Source organism: uncultured Campylobacter sp., assembly GCF_944323605.1.
Lineage (GTDB): Bacteria > Campylobacterota > Campylobacteria > Campylobacterales > Campylobacteraceae > Campylobacter_D.
The window spans coordinates 122,001-139,793 of record NZ_CALUTC010000002.1 but is presented as its reverse complement, the minus strand read 5'-3'; the positions used below and the strand labels follow the sequence as shown (position 1 = coordinate 139,793).

The 17,793-nt window shown below is 28.9% G+C and carries 20 protein-coding genes; 4 read left to right on the top strand and 16 right to left on the bottom strand.

Going from position 1 to position 17,793, the window contains the following annotated elements; translation table 11 throughout:
• Positions 1–6 precede the first annotated feature (6 nt).
• Positions 7–2,361 (top strand): heavy metal translocating P-type ATPase, encoded by a 2,355-nt coding sequence (locus Q0J35_RS02395; protein ID WP_297192944.1) that lies wholly within the window; start codon positions 7–9, stop codon positions 2,359–2,361.
• Positions 2,354–2,560 (top strand): cbb3-type cytochrome oxidase assembly protein CcoS, encoded by a 207-nt coding sequence (gene ccoS / locus Q0J35_RS02390; RefSeq protein WP_297192943.1) that lies wholly within the window; start codon positions 2,354–2,356, stop codon positions 2,558–2,560. The genes Q0J35_RS02395 and ccoS overlap by 8 nt, the downstream gene beginning before the upstream one ends.
• Positions 2,561–2,582: 22 nt before the next feature.
• Here ccoS and Q0J35_RS02385 read toward each other — a convergent pair whose 3' ends face one another.
• The 4 genes from Q0J35_RS02385 to Q0J35_RS02370 all read right to left on the bottom strand — a co-directional run bounded on the left by Q0J35_RS02385 (position 2,583) and on the right by Q0J35_RS02370 (position 5,087).
• Positions 2,583–3,179 carry a peroxiredoxin gene (locus Q0J35_RS02385; protein ID WP_094325396.1) on the bottom strand — a complete coding sequence of 199 codons (597 nt, stop codon included), beginning with the start codon at positions 3,177–3,179 and terminating at the stop codon, positions 2,583–2,585.
• A 138-nt stretch (positions 3,180–3,317) separates the two neighbouring features.
• Positions 3,318–4,451 carry a CCA tRNA nucleotidyltransferase gene (locus Q0J35_RS02380; protein WP_297192942.1) on the bottom strand — a complete coding sequence of 378 codons (1,134 nt, stop codon included), beginning with the start codon at positions 4,449–4,451 and terminating at the stop codon, positions 3,318–3,320.
• Complete coding sequence (locus Q0J35_RS02375; protein WP_297192941.1) at positions 4,420–4,845, bottom strand: 2-oxoglutarate:acceptor oxidoreductase; 426 nt, start codon at positions 4,843–4,845, stop codon at positions 4,420–4,422. The genes Q0J35_RS02380 and Q0J35_RS02375 overlap by 32 nt, the downstream gene beginning before the upstream one ends.
• Positions 4,842–5,087 (bottom strand): hypothetical protein, encoded by a 246-nt coding sequence (locus tag Q0J35_RS02370; protein ID WP_297192940.1) that lies wholly within the window; start codon positions 5,085–5,087, stop codon positions 4,842–4,844. Before Q0J35_RS02370 ends, Q0J35_RS02375 begins: the two co-directional genes overlap by 4 nt.
• Positions 5,088–5,183: 96 nt before the next feature.
• Here Q0J35_RS02370 and Q0J35_RS02365 point away from each other — a divergent pair, with 96 nt between their 5' ends.
• Complete coding sequence (locus Q0J35_RS02365; RefSeq protein ID WP_297192939.1) at positions 5,184–6,452, top strand: M20/M25/M40 family metallo-hydrolase; 1,269 nt, start codon at positions 5,184–5,186, stop codon at positions 6,450–6,452.
• A gap of 22 nt (positions 6,453–6,474) precedes the next feature.
• On the opposite strand, the gene Q0J35_RS02360 is transcribed toward Q0J35_RS02365, so the two are convergent.
• The 9 genes from Q0J35_RS02360 to mobB all read right to left on the bottom strand — a co-directional run bounded on the left by Q0J35_RS02360 (position 6,475) and on the right by mobB (position 14,007).
• Positions 6,475–7,359, bottom strand: a complete 885-nt coding sequence (locus tag Q0J35_RS02360) for a cysteine ABC transporter substrate-binding protein (protein ID WP_297192938.1) — start codon at positions 7,357–7,359, stop codon at positions 6,475–6,477.
• A gap of 84 nt (positions 7,360–7,443) precedes the next feature.
• Complete coding sequence (locus tag Q0J35_RS02355) at positions 7,444–8,214, bottom strand: glycosyltransferase (protein ID WP_297192970.1); 771 nt, start codon at positions 8,212–8,214, stop codon at positions 7,444–7,446.
• Positions 8,208–8,378, bottom strand: coding sequence for a hypothetical protein (locus Q0J35_RS02350; protein WP_297192937.1), 171 nt, complete (start codon positions 8,376–8,378; stop codon positions 8,208–8,210). The genes Q0J35_RS02355 and Q0J35_RS02350 overlap by 7 nt, the downstream gene beginning before the upstream one ends.
• Positions 8,378–9,658 (bottom strand): glycosyltransferase family 8 protein, encoded by a 1,281-nt coding sequence (locus Q0J35_RS02345; RefSeq protein WP_297192936.1) that lies wholly within the window; start codon positions 9,656–9,658, stop codon positions 8,378–8,380. The genes Q0J35_RS02350 and Q0J35_RS02345 overlap by 1 nt, the downstream gene beginning before the upstream one ends.
• Before the next feature lie 9 nt (positions 9,659–9,667).
• On the bottom strand, positions 9,668–10,597 hold the full coding sequence (locus Q0J35_RS02340) for a hypothetical protein (RefSeq protein WP_297192935.1): 930 nt from the start codon (positions 10,595–10,597) through the stop codon (positions 9,668–9,670).
• A complete protein-coding gene (gene metG, locus Q0J35_RS02335) occupies positions 10,597–12,480 on the bottom strand; it encodes a methionine--tRNA ligase (protein ID WP_297192934.1) in 1,884 nt (627 codons plus the stop codon). Before metG ends, Q0J35_RS02340 begins: the two co-directional genes overlap by 1 nt.
• 12 nt (positions 12,481–12,492) lie before the next feature.
• Positions 12,493–12,684: a hypothetical protein gene (locus Q0J35_RS02330; RefSeq protein ID WP_297192933.1), complete on the bottom strand. Its 192-nt coding sequence runs from the start codon at positions 12,682–12,684 to the stop codon at positions 12,493–12,495.
• 1 nt (position 12,685) lies between these two features.
• A complete protein-coding gene (locus Q0J35_RS02325) occupies positions 12,686–13,528 on the bottom strand; it encodes a class 1 fructose-bisphosphatase (protein ID WP_297192932.1) in 843 nt (280 codons plus the stop codon).
• Positions 13,525–14,007 (bottom strand): molybdopterin-guanine dinucleotide biosynthesis protein B, encoded by a 483-nt coding sequence (gene mobB / locus Q0J35_RS02320; protein WP_297192931.1) that lies wholly within the window; start codon positions 14,005–14,007, stop codon positions 13,525–13,527. Before mobB ends, Q0J35_RS02325 begins: the two co-directional genes overlap by 4 nt.
• A gap of 91 nt (positions 14,008–14,098) precedes the next feature.
• On the opposite strand from mobB, the gene Q0J35_RS02315 reads away from it, so the two are divergent.
• Positions 14,099–14,590: a hypothetical protein gene (locus tag Q0J35_RS02315; protein WP_297192930.1), complete on the top strand. Its 492-nt coding sequence runs from the start codon at positions 14,099–14,101 to the stop codon at positions 14,588–14,590.
• Here Q0J35_RS02315 and Q0J35_RS02310 read toward each other — a convergent pair.
• From Q0J35_RS02310 to gltX, 3 genes are read right to left on the bottom strand one after another with little or no spacing between them, the layout of a single operon-like run.
• Positions 14,493–16,103, bottom strand: coding sequence for a lytic transglycosylase domain-containing protein (locus tag Q0J35_RS02310; protein ID WP_297192929.1), 1,611 nt, complete (start codon positions 16,101–16,103; stop codon positions 14,493–14,495). The two genes, Q0J35_RS02315 and Q0J35_RS02310, sit on opposite strands and share 98 nt — an antisense overlap.
• Positions 16,100–16,381, bottom strand: a complete 282-nt coding sequence (locus Q0J35_RS02305) for a YggT family protein (protein WP_297192928.1) — start codon at positions 16,379–16,381, stop codon at positions 16,100–16,102. The genes Q0J35_RS02310 and Q0J35_RS02305 overlap by 4 nt, the downstream gene beginning before the upstream one ends.
• Positions 16,371–17,690 carry a glutamate--tRNA ligase gene (gene gltX, locus Q0J35_RS02300; protein WP_297192927.1) on the bottom strand — a complete coding sequence of 440 codons (1,320 nt, stop codon included), beginning with the start codon at positions 17,688–17,690 and terminating at the stop codon, positions 16,371–16,373. The genes Q0J35_RS02305 and gltX overlap by 11 nt, the downstream gene beginning before the upstream one ends.
• Positions 17,691–17,793 lie beyond the last annotated feature (103 nt).

The following is a 17,793-nucleotide window of genomic DNA, read 5'->3' as shown; positions in this document are numbered from 1 at the left end:
AATAAAATGAATTGTAGCCATTGTAATTTAAATTTCAAAAAAGAAGATATGATAAAAGATGAAGACGGGTATTTTTGTTGTAATGGCTGTAAAACTGTATTTAAACTCATAAATTCAAATGGTTGGCAGGATTTTTATTCTCTGCGTTCAAATAAAAATTTAGAACCTGTAAGCTTTGATGAGATAAAAAATTATGATAATTTTATCAAAAAAACAAGCGACGGTTTTAGTGAGATATATCTTCATATAAAAAATATACACTGCTCTGCGTGTATATGGCTAAATGAAAAGGTTTTAAGCCAAAGTGAGGGAGTCATAGAAGCCTCGATAAATTTAGCAAATCATAAAGCACACATAGTCTTTGATGAAGATATAATAAGCTTAAATGAGCTTTTAAAATTAATATCAAGCATAGGATACAAAGCAAGTGCTTATGATCCCTTAAAGCAAGAAAAAAAAGCTGTAGAATTAAAAAGAGATTTTTACGCAAAACTTGTAGTAGCGATAGCTTGCGTTATGAATATAATGTGGATTGCTATAGCAAAATACGCTGGAATGTTTAGCGGAATGGATTCAGATGTAAAAGATATTTTAAATTTTGCTGAATTTATACTTTGCTCTGTTGTGCTTTTTTATACAGGTTCATCGTTTTATAAAAGTGCATATCTAGCAATCAAAATAAAAGAAATAAATATGGACTTTTTAGTGATAAGCGGAGCGTCTTTAGCTTATATATACTCTTTATGGGCTATGTTTGCGAGATTGGAAAATGTTTATTTTGACTCCGTTTCTATGATAATTTGCTTTGTGTTTATAGGAAAATATTTAGAAGTTCTTAGCAAAAAACACGCAAGCGATACTATGGATTCTTTAAACGATTTCTTAAACGCTAAAGTTTTGGTATATAACAAAGACGGTTTTATACCAAAAGATGTGTATGAGGTAAATATAGGAGATAAAATAAAATTAAGTGCTGGAGATAAAATAGTCATAGATGGTTTGTGCTTAAGCGGTGAAGCAAGCATAGACAGCTCTAGCCTTAGTGGAGAAAGCAATGCTGTTTTACTTAAGAAAGGAAGTGAGGTAAATTCGGCTTGTATAGTGCTTGATGGAAGCATAATATACGAAGCTAAATCTCTTTACAAAGACTCAAAACTTAGTCAAATAGTAACTTTGCTTGAAAAGGCACAGTACTCAAAACCAAGAATTCAAAGTATGGTAGAAAAAATAAATGTAAAATTTTCAAGAACCGTGCTTGTTCTGTCTTTGCTTTGCCTTTTATTTTGGCTCTTGTATAAGAATGCAAATTTTGAAAGCTCTTTAATACACGCTATATCACTTTTAATAATAGCCTGTCCTTGTGCCTTAGCTCTTGCAACACCTATTAGCACAATAAATGCGATATTTAGTGCATTAAAAATGAAAATTTTAGTAAAAAACTCAACTTCATTAGAAACCCTTTCAAAATGCAATGTTGCTGTTTTTGACAAAACTGGCGTTTTAACAAATTCTAAGTTAAAAATCTCAAAATATAATCTAGATAATGACTTAAATATTGATGAATTTTATAGCTTTGTAAGCATTTCTAAACACCCTGTAAGCACTTCATTAAGCAATTTTCTAAAAGATAAAAATGCTAAAAATCTAAATTTAAATTTTACAGATATAAAAGAACTGCGTGCAAAGGGTATTTTTGCAAGATGTAATAATGACGAATTTATAGGCGGTAGTGTTTATTTTTTAAAAGAAAACAAAATAGACTTAAAAGAAGATTTTGATGATACGCATTTTATTTTTGCAAAAAATAAAAAAGTCCTAGCCTCCTTTGAATTTGAAAGTGAAATAAAAAAAGAAGCTAAGGAATTAATATCTTATCTTAAATCATTAAAATTTAGAATTTTAATATTAAGTGGAGACAATGAAAAAGCTGTTAAAAAAGTGGCACTTAAACTTGGGATAAAAGAATTTAAGGCAAACTGTTTGCCTCAAGATAAAATGCAAGAAATTCAAAAATTAAATCAGCATTCAAATGCTTTTTTTGTGGGAGACGGTATAAATGATGCACTTGCTTTGAAAAATTCAGCCGTTTCAATCAGCTTAAAACAAGGCTCTGATCTAGCTATGGAAAATAGCGATTTATTGCTACTAAGCGATGATTTAACACTCATAAAAAAAGGCATAAAGCTAGCTAAAAAAACATACAAAATAATAAAGCAAAATTTAGCTTTTTCTCTATGCTACAATGCATTTAGTATAAGTCTAGCCTTTTTAGGTCTTATAAATCCACTAATAGCAGCCTTGTCTATGTCTTTTTCTAGCTTGGTTGTTATTTTAAATTCTTTAAGGATAAAAAATGACTAATGTTTTAATGATGATGATAGGCGTTTCTATCTTTATATTTTTTATAGCCCTTTTATCTTTACTTTGGGGCATTAAAAACAAACAATTTGACGATGATTATAAATTTACAAGTCTAAACGATAGCGAGGAAAGCCTACAAAATGCCATAAAAATGGAAGAAAGAAGAAAGAGATTGCTTAAAGATAAAGAAAAAAAATAGCAGAGAAAAGCTCTGCTATTTTTTAAAGTTTGCCTTCGTTTTTGCTTAAATAATCAGCAACTCCCTTAGGATCAGCTTTCATACCGCTATCGCCCTTGTTCCAACCAGCAGGACAAACTTCACCGTGCTCATTTGTGAAAAGCATAGTATCTACCATTCTTATCATTTCGTCTATATTTCTACCAAGAGGTAAATCATTTATAACAGCGTGTCTTACTGTGCCATCTTTATCTAGCAAAAATGATCCTCTAAGAGCTACAGCTTCATTAAATAATACATCAAAACCTCTAGCTATAGATTTTGTTAAATCCGCTACTAAAGGATATCTTACTTGACCTATACCGCCTTGATTTACAGGAGTATTTTTCCAAGCAAAATGTGAAAATTCATTATCGCCTGATATGCCTATAACTTCAATACCACGAGCTTTAAACTCATCATATCTTTTATCAAAAGCTATGATTTCAGAAGGGCAAACAAAAGTAAAATCTTTAGGGTAAAAGAATACTACCGCTCCTTTTTCTCCTATGTTTTTGTAAAGATTGAAGTCTTCAACTATTTGATTGTTTCCCAAAACTGCCGGAGCTGTAAAATCCGGTGCTTTTTTAGTAACTATCATAAATTTTCTCCTAAATAATAAATTTTATTTGTAAGTAAAGTATATCATTTTTAAAATTAAAAAAAAATAAATCTTAATCTTAATATTTTCTGTATTTTGTATCAAAAAATAAAGCACAAATAAAAATGAATTTGATTTTTAAATCATAATCTTAGTTAAATTTGCACACTTTTGTTTTATCTTTTCTCTTTGAATTTCTTTTATTTTATAAGCTAAATCTTTACCATAAAAACCTTCTTTCATAAGCTCATAAGAATTTATCTTAAAATCAAGCTTTTTATCATAGCAAGAAAGTTCTTTTGCCATATTTATACGCTTTTCATTCCATAAGCCAAGCCACTGTTTTAGCTTCATTGACAGGGCTAATTCACAAAGCTTTTCATAACTTATCTCATCTTTATAAAAAAATTGTAAGCTTTTCTTTAAAAAATATTTTTTAATCTTTGTTTTTTTAAAAAAATCCTTTTGATTTATATCAAATAAATTCAAATAAATATACAAAAAAAGCCCGTCATCAAATACAAATTTTCTGCTATTTTTAAGCAAAGATTTAAAAAGTGAATAATTTTTGTGTGCTGTACTATTAAAATAAAAAATTTTTTCTTCTAAATTTAATTCTTGCAACAATAAAAAACCTAAAAACAAATTTTTTGCCTCAAAAAATTTATAAAGCTCGGCGTTAATTCTATCCAAGCTAAGATCCTTTATATCCATAGATTTCATCAATGATAAGGTGCTTTGATCTAGTTTTAATTCAAAGCGAGAAACAAAATGAATAGCCCTTAAAACTCTTAAACTATCCTCTTTAAATCTATCGCTATTTATATGGCGTAAAATTTTATCTTTTAAATCTTCAAAGCCGCCATAGAAGTCTAAAAATTCATCATTAAATATGTTTATCATCATAGAGTTTATGCTAAAATCTCTACGCAAAGCAGCCTGTTTTTCATCATTGCAAATAAAGGTTTTAAAACCTTTATGTCCTACTGAAATTTTATTTTCATATCTAGCTAAAGAGATATCAAATTTTTTGTATTTATAAACAAAAAAGCTTTTTCCAACCCCATTTGCACCTAAATTTTGCATAAGATTGTCAAAAACTTCAAATTTTAAATCATAAATTTCTATATCAAAATCACTAAGCTTTTTACCTAGCAAAAGATCCCTTACAGAACCGCCTACTAGATAAACTCTCTTTGTATATGGTGCTAAAATTTGCCTTAAAAAATCAAAATCTTTTTTATTTTTTAAGCTTATCTTCGATGTTTGCAAGCAAAAACTCTAAGAAATTTGTTGTAAGATCAAGCCTATTTTCTAAATCATCTTTATCTATGCTGTTTAAACCCTCAAAAAGAACCAAAATTCGCTCCCTTATATTTTTCAAAAAAAGCTCATCTTTAAAAGTGCTAATTTTTTCATCCACCTCATCACAATCCACTTTAGGAACGTGCTCCTCATCTACTTTAGTAAGCTGAAATTCCTGCTCATAAGGATTGAAATTAAGCTCTTCTGGAGTATTTTCATCTTGCACGGTGTCTAAATCTTGTTTTGCATATTCATCTTGCGAAACTTCTTTAAATTCATCTTTTGTTTGCTCTTGTTCTTTTTCTTGTATTTGTGTGCTAAGCTCATCTATAGTTTTTTTAGCCAAATCTTCTAAATTCATATCTTTATCAACCACCTTTTAAATTCATTTATCTCTTCATCGCTTTTCATATTTATAAAAAAATCAAGCATTTGTGTATTCAAATCCGGGTGTTTTGAACGAAGCCCACTAAGCCTTCTTACAGCATCTATGGCATTTTGATTGTTTGGATCTTGCTTTAGTATATTTTTATAAATTTCTAAAGCCTCACTTTTTAAACCTTGTGCCTCGTAAATAGAAGCTTCTGTTATAGTATTAACCATAAAAACTCTTTTTGTAAAAATTTATTTAATGATATTTAAGTTTTTATTAAATAATTCTTTTATAAAGTTAAAATTTAGCATTTTTAAAGGAAAAAAATGAAAGAAGTTGTAGATAATTTTAAAAAAATTAGCAAAATCCCTCATTGTAGCTTTGACACTAAAAAACTTTGTAATTTTTTAGTTGATTTTGCTAAAAAAAATGGCTGCGAAGTGAAGCTAGATAGTGCATTTAATATACACTGCATAAAAGGAAAACCTAAACTATGTTTGCAAAGCCATTATGATATGGTATGTATGGGTGAAGCTCCTAATATAGAATTAAAAGAAGAAAATTTCTTATTAAAGGCTGTAAATTCTTCCTTAGGGGCTGATAACGGTATGGGTGTTGCTATGATGATGCAAATAATAAAAGATTTTGATAATATAGAATGTATTTTTACAAATGATGAAGAGGTCGGTCTAATAGGTGCAAATAATCTTGAACACAAAATAAAATCAAAACTGCTTTTAAATTTAGACCACGAAGTAGAAAATGAAGTGGTAATAGGCTGTGCTGGTGGGCTTGATATAAAGGCTTCTTTGAATATAAATTTAAAAGAAGAAGAAGGAGAGCTTTACGAGCTTGAGGCTATAAATTTCAAAGGAGGACATTCTGGTATAGATATAATCAGCAATGAAAAAAACTCAATCAAAGAAATGGCTGCTTTTATACTAAAAAATAATGGAAAAATAGTTTATTTTGAGGGTGGTGAAAGGATAAATTCTATAGCAAGATACGCAAAGGCTAGAGTGTTTTTCAAAAAGACTCCAAAGGATAGCAAATACATAAAATGCAAATATTTAGGCTTAAAAAAAGAAAAGATTATAAAGCAAAACTCAAAGCTAATAAAAGCTATAAATGCATTTTCACAAGGAGTAAGAGCCTATGATAAAAAGCTTGGTATAGTTAGAACAAGCATAAATTTATCTTTACTAAGAATGAAAGATAAAAAAGTAAATATAGAGCTTTTTGCAAGGTCAAATTTGCTTGAAGATTTGCTTAATCTTAAAGAGGAAACAAAAATATTTTTCTCAAGCTTTGGATTTAAACTTGAATTTCATAATTTTTACGCACCTTGGCAGGCTAAAGAAAGTGAATTTAGCAAAGTTGTTTTAAATAGCCTAAAGAAAAAGGTCAAAAATGCTAAAATACTAGAAGTTCATGCGGGACTTGAATGTGGAATAATAGAAAAAAAGCAAAAAATAAACTGCGTCTCAATAGGTCCAAATATATACAACCCGCATTCCACAGATGAAAAATGTGATTTAAAATCTCTTGAAAGAATATATGAAGTCTTAAAAGATGTAGTTAAAATATATGGGTAATTGTGGCATTTAGCCACAATTATTAAAGTTTTCCACCTTCTATCACTATATCTTCGGCTTTAATATCATCTGTAAAAGCATCTTTTAAAGTAGCTTCATAAGCGGCAGTAAAGAATTTTTCATTTCCTAATTTTGTTATAAGATCATCTACAAATTGCTTAAGCTCTGCATCGCCTTTTTTTACAGCACCAGCTATAACATCTTGATTTCCAAGCTCTTTTATAGCAACTTTGTATTGTGGTTTATCTTTTACCCAAGCAAAAAGCAAGGTATTATCGTGTGAAAAAGCTTGTCCCTTACCGCTAGAAAAAGCTTCGTAAGCCTCTGTATTTTGGTCAAATTTAAGATTTTTAATATCTGGATAATTTAAAGTAAAATACGCATCAGCAGTAGTTCCTTTGTTTAATATAAGCGTTAAGTCTTTTATATCTTCAACCGAACTTACATTTAAATCAGATGGCACGGCAACACCCAAAGATACTTTCATATAAGGCAAAGTAAAATCAACTTGCTCTTCTCTTTCTGGAGTTTGAGTAAAATTAGCTAGTATCAAATCCACCTTATCAGATTTCAAAAACTCAACCCTATTGGCAGCTTCTACTGTTACAAATTGAACCTTGTTTTCATCGCCTAAAAGCTCTTTTGCTATGCGTTTTGCAAAATATATATCATATCCTTGATTTTCTCCTCTTTCATCTACAAAACCAAAAGGAGGCTTATCTGCAAAAACACCGATTCTTATAACGCCATTATTTTTTATGCGTTCTAAAGAACTGTTAGTTTGATTAGAAGTAGCATTAGCTTCTTGTGTGCTTGAGTTGTTCTCACTTTTGCTAGAACTGTCACCGCAGGCTACTATCATAAATGCCGTAAAAAGGGCGAAGATGGTTAAACCAAGTTTTTTCATTGCTTTTCCTTAAAAATTTATTAAATTGTATAAAATACAATTTTAGTATTTTATACAAAGTATATTAATGATAAATTTAAAAAACTAAGTTTTCTTGATTTTTTCTAATGTAGATAAGATTTTAAGCCAAAGTCTGTGAGCTTTTGCTATCATAAAATTTGCATTAAATTCTTGTTTAAATCTTAAAATAGGTAAAAAAAGTCCAAGATAATAATAAAGCTTATATTTATTTTCCCAAGGCTTGTAAGAGGTGTAGTGAATGATTTTTGGCTTCTTTTTGGCATCTTTAAATTCTTTTCTTGTGTAATTAAGCTCAAATTCACCCTCAAACTTAAAAATATTTACGCTAAAATGTTTTTTATAAGTTGCTATCATAAAGTTATAAGATAATGGCAAGACAAAAATTTTTTTAACACAAAGAGCATTTAAGACATCTTGATCAACAAAATAATCATCGTATTTATACAAAATCTCATCAAAATCAAGCCTTGCAATTTCCTTTAAGTTTATAAGCAAAAGCCCCGAGTTAAAATAATAATCTTTGGGTATTTTAATGTCTGCTAAGTTTTTATCTTTAGCTCTTAAAATCTTATCCTTTGGGTGTATGTCAAAAACTGCTGCTAAAATTTTATCCTTTAAATCTATGCTAAAAATCTCTCTTAAATCATCTAAAACAAGCATATCAACATCAAGATATAAAAGCTTATCAATACCTTTTATAAGCCTTGAGCTTTGAAGTCTAAAATAAGTAACAAAAGAATTTCTATAAGGCTTTAAGTTTTTAAACAGAGCCTCATCTATGAAATAAAATTTAAATTTACAAGGATAAAATAAGGATAATTTTTTTTCTAAGATCTTAAAATTTTCTTTGCAATTAGTGCTAAGTTTGCTATGAAAGATATGAAAAACATATGGCTCATCAATGCCCCCCCCCGTTTAGTATTTTTAATAATGCTAAAAACTAAGACTTCTAGGTATTTTGCGTAACTTTCATTTATACAAAATAAAAAGTTATACATTAAAACTCCTTTTCTATCTTTTTAAGCTCAAAATAAAGCTTGAAAAGTCCGCCTTTATACCAAGCTTTGAAATTCTTAACTATGCAAAGTCCAAATCTATAAGATAAATGCCTTTTTGCATTTATCACATCTATATAATCATCGCAGTCTTCTAATTTTTCAAGCTTTAAACGCGGATTGTGCCTTGAGATTAACTCATAAATTTTATTTTCTACTTTAACTGAAAGATAAATTTTTAAAAAAGTAAAGATTAAAAAAGTATATTTAAAAGGGCTTTTTGAAGCACGTATCAAAGCAAAACCTAGCCTGTATTCAAGAGAATTTTTAAATCTCTGTATAGCTAGGACCTTGTTATTTTGAAAATTATTCCAAATATTTTCTAATTCTACACTTGTATAAAGAGCTAGATCCTCGCATTCTCTAGTTTTAAGCACATTATAAATAGCTCTTAGCTCCTTATCAAAAACTGGGGTTTTTAAAGCAAAATTCCACCAAGGCTGTCTAAAAATAGAAATGCAAAGTTGGTTTTTGTAAGATTTTAAAAAGACACTATGCCAAGGCTTTGGACCCTGCAGAAAATGGATTATCTTAGCAGATCTTAAAAGTAGATTATGACTTGCTTCGTTTATAGTAGAATTTTCATCAAAAAAATTCTTGCTGTAATATTTATTATGTGGATAAAAATTATAAGCCATAGATAAAATTAATTTTTTATCTGCTACACAAAAATTTATAGCACTTTGATCTGGTAGTTCTGGCTTGTATTTATTTACATAATCTATGCATTTTTTTCCTATATTTTCTTTTCTCCACTGGTCTAAATTTATATAAACAAAACCTGTATTAAACCAAGTTCCAAAATTAGTATGGTTTTTAGCGACTGCTATTATATTATCCTTTAAATCTATATCAAAAATTTCTCTTATATCACACAAAATAAACATATCAAGATCTAAGCACAATGCTGTTTTTTCATCTTTTAATACAGAATCTATTTTAAGTATCAAATTTGGCACATAACTTCCCTTGTAGCTTACTTCAAATTCATCACAAGAAAGTATATGCGTTTTTATTTGCACTGGATAAATTTTGCTAAGTGCTTCCTCTAGCTGAGATAATTTTTGCAAAGACAAATCACTAAGCTTATCGCTTAAGATATGAAAAACATAAGTTTGTTTAGCAAATTTTAGCTTGGTATTGGTCTTTAAAACTATATTATTCATCATAGCGGCTGCAAATTTTATATAAGCTTCATTCGCACAAAAAACTATATTAAACATTAACTCGTCCTAAAATAAAGTATTTTCTTCATCTTTATTTGAAAAAGCTCTTAACACCTCTTCTTCGCTTTCTAAAAGTAAGCAGTATCTAAAATTTAAAAAACTTAAATTTTCTAGCTTTGCATATGAAAAATCACAAAAAAGAGAAGCTTTCAGAGCCGATTTAAAACCTTTTACGTGTTTAAAACCTTCTTTAAAAAAATCAAAGTCATATTCGTCAAAAACAAGTATCAAAGCTCTTTCTGAATTAGAGCACAGTTTATATTTTTTATTTATAAAAAATATTTTAAAAAATTTTAATCTATCACTATGAAAATTATACTCAAGCTGATTTTCTACAAGATAAGATAAGACATTTGAAAAGCTTTGTGCGTATATATTAGGAAAATATAAATTTTTAAAATACAAATCTTTACATATAATAGAAGTAAAAAATAAAGAACCCTGCTCTAAAAGCTCAAATTTTGCATTCTTAAGTTTTATGAAATTTGCACAAAGCTTTAAGATGTAAAATTCATCATCGCAAAAAAAATGCTCTTTATTGTTTGCCTTGATGAGTTTTTTAAAATCTAAAAATATATTTTTACTCAAAATATTAAGCTTAAAAGCATTGCAAAATTTTAATTCATTTTTAGAGCTTAAAACAAAATTTAATTTTTTTTCTTCGCTAATGAAACGCACAAGCCTAAAAAGTGCTACTTGCAAATCATCTACTAGCAAGTAAAACACATCTTTATCATATATTTTGATTTTTTTTTCACTAATTATAACATAGGCATTTTTCTTTATAGCCCTTTTGATTTCTTCCTCATCATTTGAAAAAAAAGCGTAAGATGCTTTTAAATCATCTAAAACACAAGCAAAGCCCAGCACAGATGAGATTGAACCTTCATTTGATACCGAGGCTCTAATAAGCTCTATTAGATTGCTTATATTCATTATTCTACCAAAGAGCCATTTAAAACCAAATCATTTGGACTAAGCAAAACAAGCTTATCTTCACTTTTTACGGAAAGTATCATACCATCACTTTCATAGCCAAAAATTTTAGCTTTTTTTAGATTGCTTAAAACGCAAACTTGCTTTCCTATAAGATCTTTTGCATTATAAAATTTAGCTATACCAGATAATACTTGCCTTATATCATTATCTCCTAAATCAAGCTTAAATTTTAAAAGCTTCTCGCTACCTTTTACATTTTCACAATCAAGCACAGTCGCTATTTTTATCTTTAATTTAGAAAAATCATCTATCTTTATCTTTGTATCCTCGTCCTTTTTTTCCTCACTTTTTTGGGAATTTAAAAGAGGTGTTTCTATCTTTTTAAACAAATTATCGCAAACGCTAATCTCAAAATCAAAAAGCTCATCTTTTTCTATAAGCTTTTTGTAATTTTCATTATTTATCTTAAAATTTAAAGAATTTGATAATCTTGCCATACTATCTGGCATTACAGCACTTAAAAGCATAGCAACCTTAGCTAGTATGTTAGCACAAAGGCTTATAAGAGCATTAGCCTTTTTTAAATCACCATTTTTGACTAAATTCCAAGGTTCATATTTTGTAATACTTAAATTTGCTATAGCTAAAGCCTTGAAAAGCTCTTCTAGAAATTTGCTAAACTGAACTGTCTTACTAAAATGCAAAGCATTATCTATAAAATTTTTACTTTCTAAAATCTCTTTTGAGAAAAAATCTTTAACATTATCGCTTTTTAACACATTTTGACTATATTTTGCAGCCATACCGCTTATACGGTTTAGTAAATTTCCAAGCTCATTGCAGAGTTCTGCATTATTTCTATTTATAAAAACAGTTTCGCTAAAATCTCCATCATTACCAAAAGGAACTTCTCTTAACAAAAAATATCTAAAAGGATCTAAACCATAAGCATCTACCACTTCCTTAGGTTTTATAACATTTCCTTTTGATTTACTCATTTTTTCACCATCTCTGGTCCACCAACCATGAGCCGCTACATATCTAGGAAGCTCTAATGAAGCACTCATCAAAAAAGCAGGCCAAAAAATAGCATGAAATTTCAGTATATCTTTACCAACTAAATGCATATAAGCAGGCCAAAACACTGAATTTTCTTTTTTGTCTAGATAGTCAATCGAGCTTACATAAATAAACAAAGCATCAAGCCAGACATAAATTATATGCTTTTCATCTTTTATTTCTTTTGGAATTTTTATACCCCAATCAAAACTAGTTCTAGTAATGCTTAAATCTTTCAAGCCTTCTTTGACAAAATTTACAAGCTCATTTGTTTTGTTTTTTGGCAATATAGGCTCTTGCTGCTCATACCATTTTAAAATTTTATCTTGATACTTTGATAATCTAAAAAAATAACTCTCCTCTTTTACTATACTAGTCTTTTTACCGCAATCAGCACAACATTCATTTTCTTTTAACTGTGTTTTTGTAAAAAAGGTCTCACAAGATACGCAGTAATACCCCTCATACTCTCCTTTATAAATATCGCCTTTTTCAAACATCCTTAAAAACATAGCTTGCACTGTTTTTATATGTCTTTCATCTGTAGTTCTGGCATATATGTCATAGCTTATATTAAACTCATCCCAAAGTTCTTTAAATTCTTTGGATATTTTATCAGCGTATTCTTTTGGAGTGAAATTTCTTGAACTAGCAGCCTGTTCTATCTTTTGTCCGTGCTCATCTGTGCCTGTTAAAAACAGGGTTTTTTTACCTTGCAATCTATAAAGCCTTGCCAATGTATCAGCTATAATAGTCGTATAAGCATGCCCTATATGTGGTGCATCATTTACATAATAAATCGGTGTAGTTATATAACGCATATGAAACCTTTTTTAAAATTCAAAACCACCATCGCCTTTTCCTTTTGACATACTGTTATAAACTGCATCTACATATTCCTTTCTTAATACGCATTCAAGCATTTTTTCACATGGATAACAACTATCAAAATTTAAAGAACTTTGGCAATTTTTTAACTTTTGTAACTGTATATCTAAATCCTTTTCAAATTTATCTTCTTGCATTTTAAGCCCTGTAAGCGTCTTTTAGCTTGTCTATCTCATATTTTGAACCAAAAAAACAAGGCGTTGTAGCGTGAAGATCTTTGAATGTAAGATCTAGTAAAGTATCATTAAAGCCATCGCTTGTAAAACCACCAGCCTTTTGCACAATAAAAGCAAGTGGAAAAACTTCAAATAAAGCTCTTAATTTGCCATTTGGAGCATTTTTGGTGGCTGGATATGAAAAAATTCCTCCGCCTTTACACAAAATTTGATGTATATCACTTACCATAGCACCGCTATATCTAAGTCTATATCCCTCATCAAAAAGTGATTTTATAAAATCACTATGAGTTTTGCTCCAATCTCGTTGAGTTCCTCCACTAGCGTTTATTTTGCCTTTTTGAGACATTTTGAGCTCTTTTACTAAAGCAAATTGCTCATCTTTATCTAATCTAAAAAGCTCAACCTTATCATAAGCAAATACTAATTCTAGCCTTGGTCCATATATGCTATAAACAGCGGCTTTTAAATTTTTAGCATTTGCTTCTTGTTCATATATAGCAAATATAGAACCCACACTAAAATTTACATCAAGTAAAGATGAACCATCTAAAGGATCGTAAGCTACGATAAATTTAGCCTTGTCATTTATGTTTAAAATTTCATCTTTTTCTTCGCTTATTAATGCCTTAACTTCTTTACATTTGCTTAGGACATCTGTTATTATCAAATCACTTTTAACATCTAGCTTTAACTGTTTATCTCCTGTAGCGTTTTCTGTGCTGCTATAAGATGTATCTGGATTTTTTAATTCTTTTGAAATTTCAATCACTGCCTTTTTTATAAAATCTATAAGCTCTTTCAATTTATCTCCTTAGCATTTTTTAATATATAAGCACAAAGCCCATCTATATCATCTAAATGTAGCCAAACAAGTCCATTTTGCTGCACTTTTTCATAAGAGGCAATAGCCATAGAACAAGAAAAATAACTCTCATCAATATCTTTAAAAAAAACACTTATTCTAGGCAATTTAAGACTCTTTAGACCCTCTATTAATATAATATCAAAATCCTTTAAAAGCTTTAAGCTTTCATCTATATCCATAGGCTTATGAGAGAAAAATGTGCTTCTTGAAGGGCTTAACACCAAAACATCAGCTCCACTTTCAAAAAATCTAAAACTATCCTTGCCCTTTACATCAAAATTAGCTTTATCTTTTGGATCGTGTTTTATAATAGCGACTTTAAAGCCTTTTGACATAAAATTTTTAGCTATTTTTTCTATAACTGTAGTCTTTCCAGAATTTGAAGGACCACTAAAAGCCATAACTAATCTCTTCATTAAAATCCTAAAAAATTTATATAATTATAGCTTTTTAAACTAAAAAAAATACTAATAATCTTATAATTAAAAATAAAAATTAGGATTTTTTATGCGTTTGTTTTGCATTTTAATAGCTTTATTTTTCATATCTTGCTCAAAGAATGACATTGTTATAGCTGATATAAAAGCACAAACTCTTATATACACACAAAAAGCAAAATTTTCCTACGGTTCTTTTAATTACATACTTTCATTAAGTTTTTTAAATCCTGTTTTAGATGAATACAATAAAAACGATGTTTTTGCACTTTTTATAGCACCATCATTTGATGTTTCAAATTTGCAAGTTTTTATAGACGATGAAAAAGTTAGCTTAGAACCTATAGAAAATGATGATATTTTACTTAAATTTTTAATACAAAATGAATACGCCAAACACTATAAAATAAACGCTACAAAAAAGGATACAGACCCAATAATAGCAAAAATTTGCTCAAATATCTTTACTTGTTTTGAATTAAGCTTTCAAAGATACTCGAAATCTTTATACTATCGTTCAGAAGAAGACGATATACAACATAATTTGCAAGAACCCTTTTAGCATAAATTCTACTTTCTCTGTAAGGCACGAATTCCATAGATAAAAATGGCTCAAATTTACCCTGTTTAAACATATCATCTCTATTTAGCATTTTATTTGTAAATCCTATACCTCCATTATAGGCATAAGATATAAAAACAATAGAACCTAAATTTCTTTCAAGATAATCAAGATGATGATTTGCAAAATGATAAGCAACTTCTGGCTTAAACATATCGTCTTGGTCGAAATTTGTTATCTTTAGCTCCTTTTTAGCTATATGATTTGCAACAAAAGGCATAAATTGCATAATCCCGAGTGCATAAGAGGTAGATACTGCGGTTGGTATAAATCTACTTTCCTGCCTTGCTATAGCTAAAATTAAAGCTTGTCTTTCTTTGCTATAATCTTGTAAGTGTTCAAAATAAGGCATTATAAAATAATTTTTTCTAAAATTATGCACCCTTTCCATAATGTAAGAATATATAGGCAAAGTATGATTTGATTTAAATTTATTCGCCATTTCACTTAATTCTTTTTCGTTTGAATTTTGAATTTTAACAGATAAATCTTGCCAAGCAAAAGGATCTTGCATATTAAAATTTACCTTTGTGTCTTTATCTTTTAATGATAAAAACTCAAATTCTTTTAAAGGGATATTTTTAAGCTCTTTAGCGTATATACTGTATATATTTAAAGATGGACTTTGTGCTAACTTTGAAAGATGCTCATCTTTAGAGCTGATTTTATAAAGCCAAAACAAGGCATTATCCTTATGACTTTGCAATCTAAATGTCTGATAAGCCTTTTCAAAAAATGCAAAAGCTTTTTGCTCCTCATTAAAAGTAAGTGCATTAAGAGCCAAGTGAAAAGCCAAATCATCGCTTACTAAATTAGGATTTACATTTAATAGCGAAATTCTTAAATCTCTATGCGTTTTTTGTATGATAATACCCTGTATATATGAGAAAAAGCCATTTTGCTTCACAAGAGAATCGGCAAAATCTTTACTTAAAGCAATGTCTGGTTTATTGAAAAAATTTGAAACCTTGATAAAATTTGAATAGGCATTATTATTTACTATATATCTTAAAGGATCATTTGTGTTAAAAGCTTTAAGCAAGGCACTTAAATCTGGATTATTTTGCTTAAATTTATTTGCCAATTTATCTTTTGTATTAAAATCTAAATTTGACATAAAAATCAAAGAATTTAAACGATAAATCTGACAAGTGCTGTTTGCGTCTAAAATGTTATTTTTTGTGTAATTAAAACAGGCTCTGTATTTCGGATTTACATAAGCTTTGTAAGGCACGAATTTTTCAAATTCTTTTTTTAGTTTTCCGGCATATCTAAAAATATGCTTTCTAAGACCTTGTGCTTCTTGTTTTGAAATTCTATTTAACTCAAAAAGCCTATGTATGTAGTAATCTTTTGCTAAAGAATTATTTTTTTGCTTTAGTGTATTTAAATCATATACAGCTGAAAAAGAAAAAGACAAAAATAAAAACGCAGCAAATACAATCTTTTTCATATATAAGCCTTTGCTAAATTACCTATAAATATGCTTATAAATTGAAGAGCGATTATAATTATAAGCGGAGCCAAATCCACTGCACCAATACGGGTTGGTATCTTACTAACTAATCTATACGCTGGTGCTGCTAATTTATAAAGAGTTTGAACTATAGGATTATAAGGGTCTGGATTTACCCAAGAAATAAGAGCTGCTATTATAATAATCCACATATATATGTTTATTATTATTTGAATTACTGATATTACTGATATTATAAAAGAATCAAGAAGCATTTTTTTCCTTTATTAAATCTTTTAAAAATGGTCTTAAAAGCGGATAAAGCTCATTTAAATCTGGTCCGTGCGATGAATTTGTAAGCAATAATCTTAATGGCATAAAGAAATTTTTGCCTTTCAAACCGCTTTTTTGCATTAAATCTTTTTTGATTGTATCGTATTCTTCAGAAAAATCACAATCTTTTAAAAAAGTATATAAGGTTTTAATTTCACTTTTAAATTCGTTATATTCTTGTTTAGAAAAAATTAAATCTAGTTTTTCTTTTATCTCTTTTATGGTGCTACTTTCCTCTGTATAAAATTTTGCTAACTTAGCAAATTCGTTTTTATAAGCCTTATCATAGCCTAAAATTTCACAAAGCCTTTCATTATCAAGTCTTTTTATATGTTCTCTATTTATCTGCAAAAGTTTTTTCATATCAAATTTAGCCGGAGATTTTGAAAGCTTTTTAAGATCAAACCACTCTATAGCCTCATCTATACTAAAAATTTCACAAGGAGTTTTATTGCCAAGCAATATCAAATAATTCGCAATAGCACTCGGCAAAATACCTTCATCTAAAAGCCATTTTACGCTAGAATGAGCTTCTCTTTTGCTCATTTTTGAACCTTGCTCATTTAAGATTATAGGCAAATGTGCGTAAGTCATAGCCTTATCATAAGAAAGCAAAGCTCTTATATGCTCTTGTTTAGGTGTATTTGATACATGATCTTCCCCTCTGATTATGCAAGTAACGCCTTCTAGCATATCATCAACCGCACAGGCAAAGTTATAAGTAGGGGTTTTATCCACTCTCATAATTACAAAACTATCTATATCTTTTGGTGCGAAAGTTAATTTACCTTTTACAATATCAACGAAATTCATATCTTTTTCAGGTTTTTTAATGCGTATAACAAATGGCTTTTCATTTTCTAAAACGTCAATATCTTGCAATTTTTCACATCTTCCGTCATATCGGTATGCTTTATTTGCCTTTTTTGCCTCTTCTTTCTTTTTAGCAAGCTCTTCTTCTGTGCAAAAACAAGCAAAAGCTTTTTTCTCGCTTAAAAGTTTTAGTGCCATTTGACGGTGAAATTTTAAATTCTCGCTTTGTATATAATAATGCTGCCAAGAAAGTCCAAATATATGTAAAATTTCTTGTATTTGCTCTATCTTTTCTGGAATATTTCTAGCCTTATCTGTATCTTCTATACGGAGTATAAAGCCCTTTTTATCCTGTCTAGCACAGATATAATTAAAAATAGCAGCCCTTAAATTTCCTATATGTAAATCTCCTGTTGGAGACGGTGCAAATCTATACATTATTTAAGCTATCTTTCGTAGATTGATGTTTTATGTATTTAAGATTTTATCTAAAAAAAATTAACGCTATATTTAACAAATGTTTTTATAATCTTTATCTATA

What these genes read in the sequence shown, in the direction of transcription:
- Q0J35_RS02345 (WP_297192936.1), bottom strand. Translation starts at nt 9,658, where the DNA reads ATGTTTAATATAGTTTTTTGTGCGAATGAAGCTTATATAAAATTTGCA.
- Q0J35_RS02305 (WP_297192928.1), bottom strand. Translation starts at nt 16,381, where the DNA reads ATGCTTCTTGATTCTTTTATAATATCAGTAATATCAGTAATTCAAATA.
- Q0J35_RS02375 (WP_297192941.1), bottom strand. Translation starts at nt 4,845, where the DNA reads ATGAATTTAGAAGATTTGGCTAAAAAAACTATAGATGAGCTTAGCACA.
- Q0J35_RS02360 (WP_297192938.1), bottom strand. Translation starts at nt 7,359, where the DNA reads ATGAAAAAACTTGGTTTAACCATCTTCGCCCTTTTTACGGCATTTATG.
- Q0J35_RS02370 (WP_297192940.1), bottom strand. Translation starts at nt 5,087, where the DNA reads ATGGTTAATACTATAACAGAAGCTTCTATTTACGAGGCACAAGGTTTA.
- metG (WP_297192934.1), bottom strand. Translation starts at nt 12,480, where the DNA reads ATGCGTTATATAACTACACCGATTTATTATGTAAATGATGCACCACAT.
- Q0J35_RS02315 (WP_297192930.1), top strand. Translation starts at nt 14,099, where the DNA reads ATGCGTTTGTTTTGCATTTTAATAGCTTTATTTTTCATATCTTGCTCA.
- Q0J35_RS02340 (WP_297192935.1), bottom strand. Translation starts at nt 10,597, where the DNA reads ATGAATATAAGCAATCTAATAGAGCTTATTAGAGCCTCGGTATCAAAT.
- mobB (WP_297192931.1), bottom strand. Translation starts at nt 14,007, where the DNA reads ATGAAGAGATTAGTTATGGCTTTTAGTGGTCCTTCAAATTCTGGAAAG.
- gltX (WP_297192927.1), bottom strand. Translation starts at nt 17,690, where the DNA reads ATGTATAGATTTGCACCGTCTCCAACAGGAGATTTACATATAGGAAAT.
- ccoS (WP_297192943.1), top strand. Translation starts at nt 2,354, where the DNA reads ATGACTAATGTTTTAATGATGATGATAGGCGTTTCTATCTTTATATTT.
- Q0J35_RS02310 (WP_297192929.1), bottom strand. Translation starts at nt 16,103, where the DNA reads ATGAAAAAGATTGTATTTGCTGCGTTTTTATTTTTGTCTTTTTCTTTT.
- Q0J35_RS02330 (WP_297192933.1), bottom strand. Translation starts at nt 12,684, where the DNA reads ATGCAAGAAGATAAATTTGAAAAGGATTTAGATATACAGTTACAAAAG.
- Q0J35_RS02385 (WP_094325396.1), bottom strand. Translation starts at nt 3,179, where the DNA reads ATGATAGTTACTAAAAAAGCACCGGATTTTACAGCTCCGGCAGTTTTG.
- Q0J35_RS02365 (WP_297192939.1), top strand. Translation starts at nt 5,184, where the DNA reads ATGAAAGAAGTTGTAGATAATTTTAAAAAAATTAGCAAAATCCCTCAT.
- Q0J35_RS02395 (WP_297192944.1), top strand. Translation starts at nt 7, where the DNA reads ATGAATTGTAGCCATTGTAATTTAAATTTCAAAAAAGAAGATATGATA.
- Q0J35_RS02350 (WP_297192937.1), bottom strand. Translation starts at nt 8,378, where the DNA reads ATGTATAACTTTTTATTTTGTATAAATGAAAGTTACGCAAAATACCTA.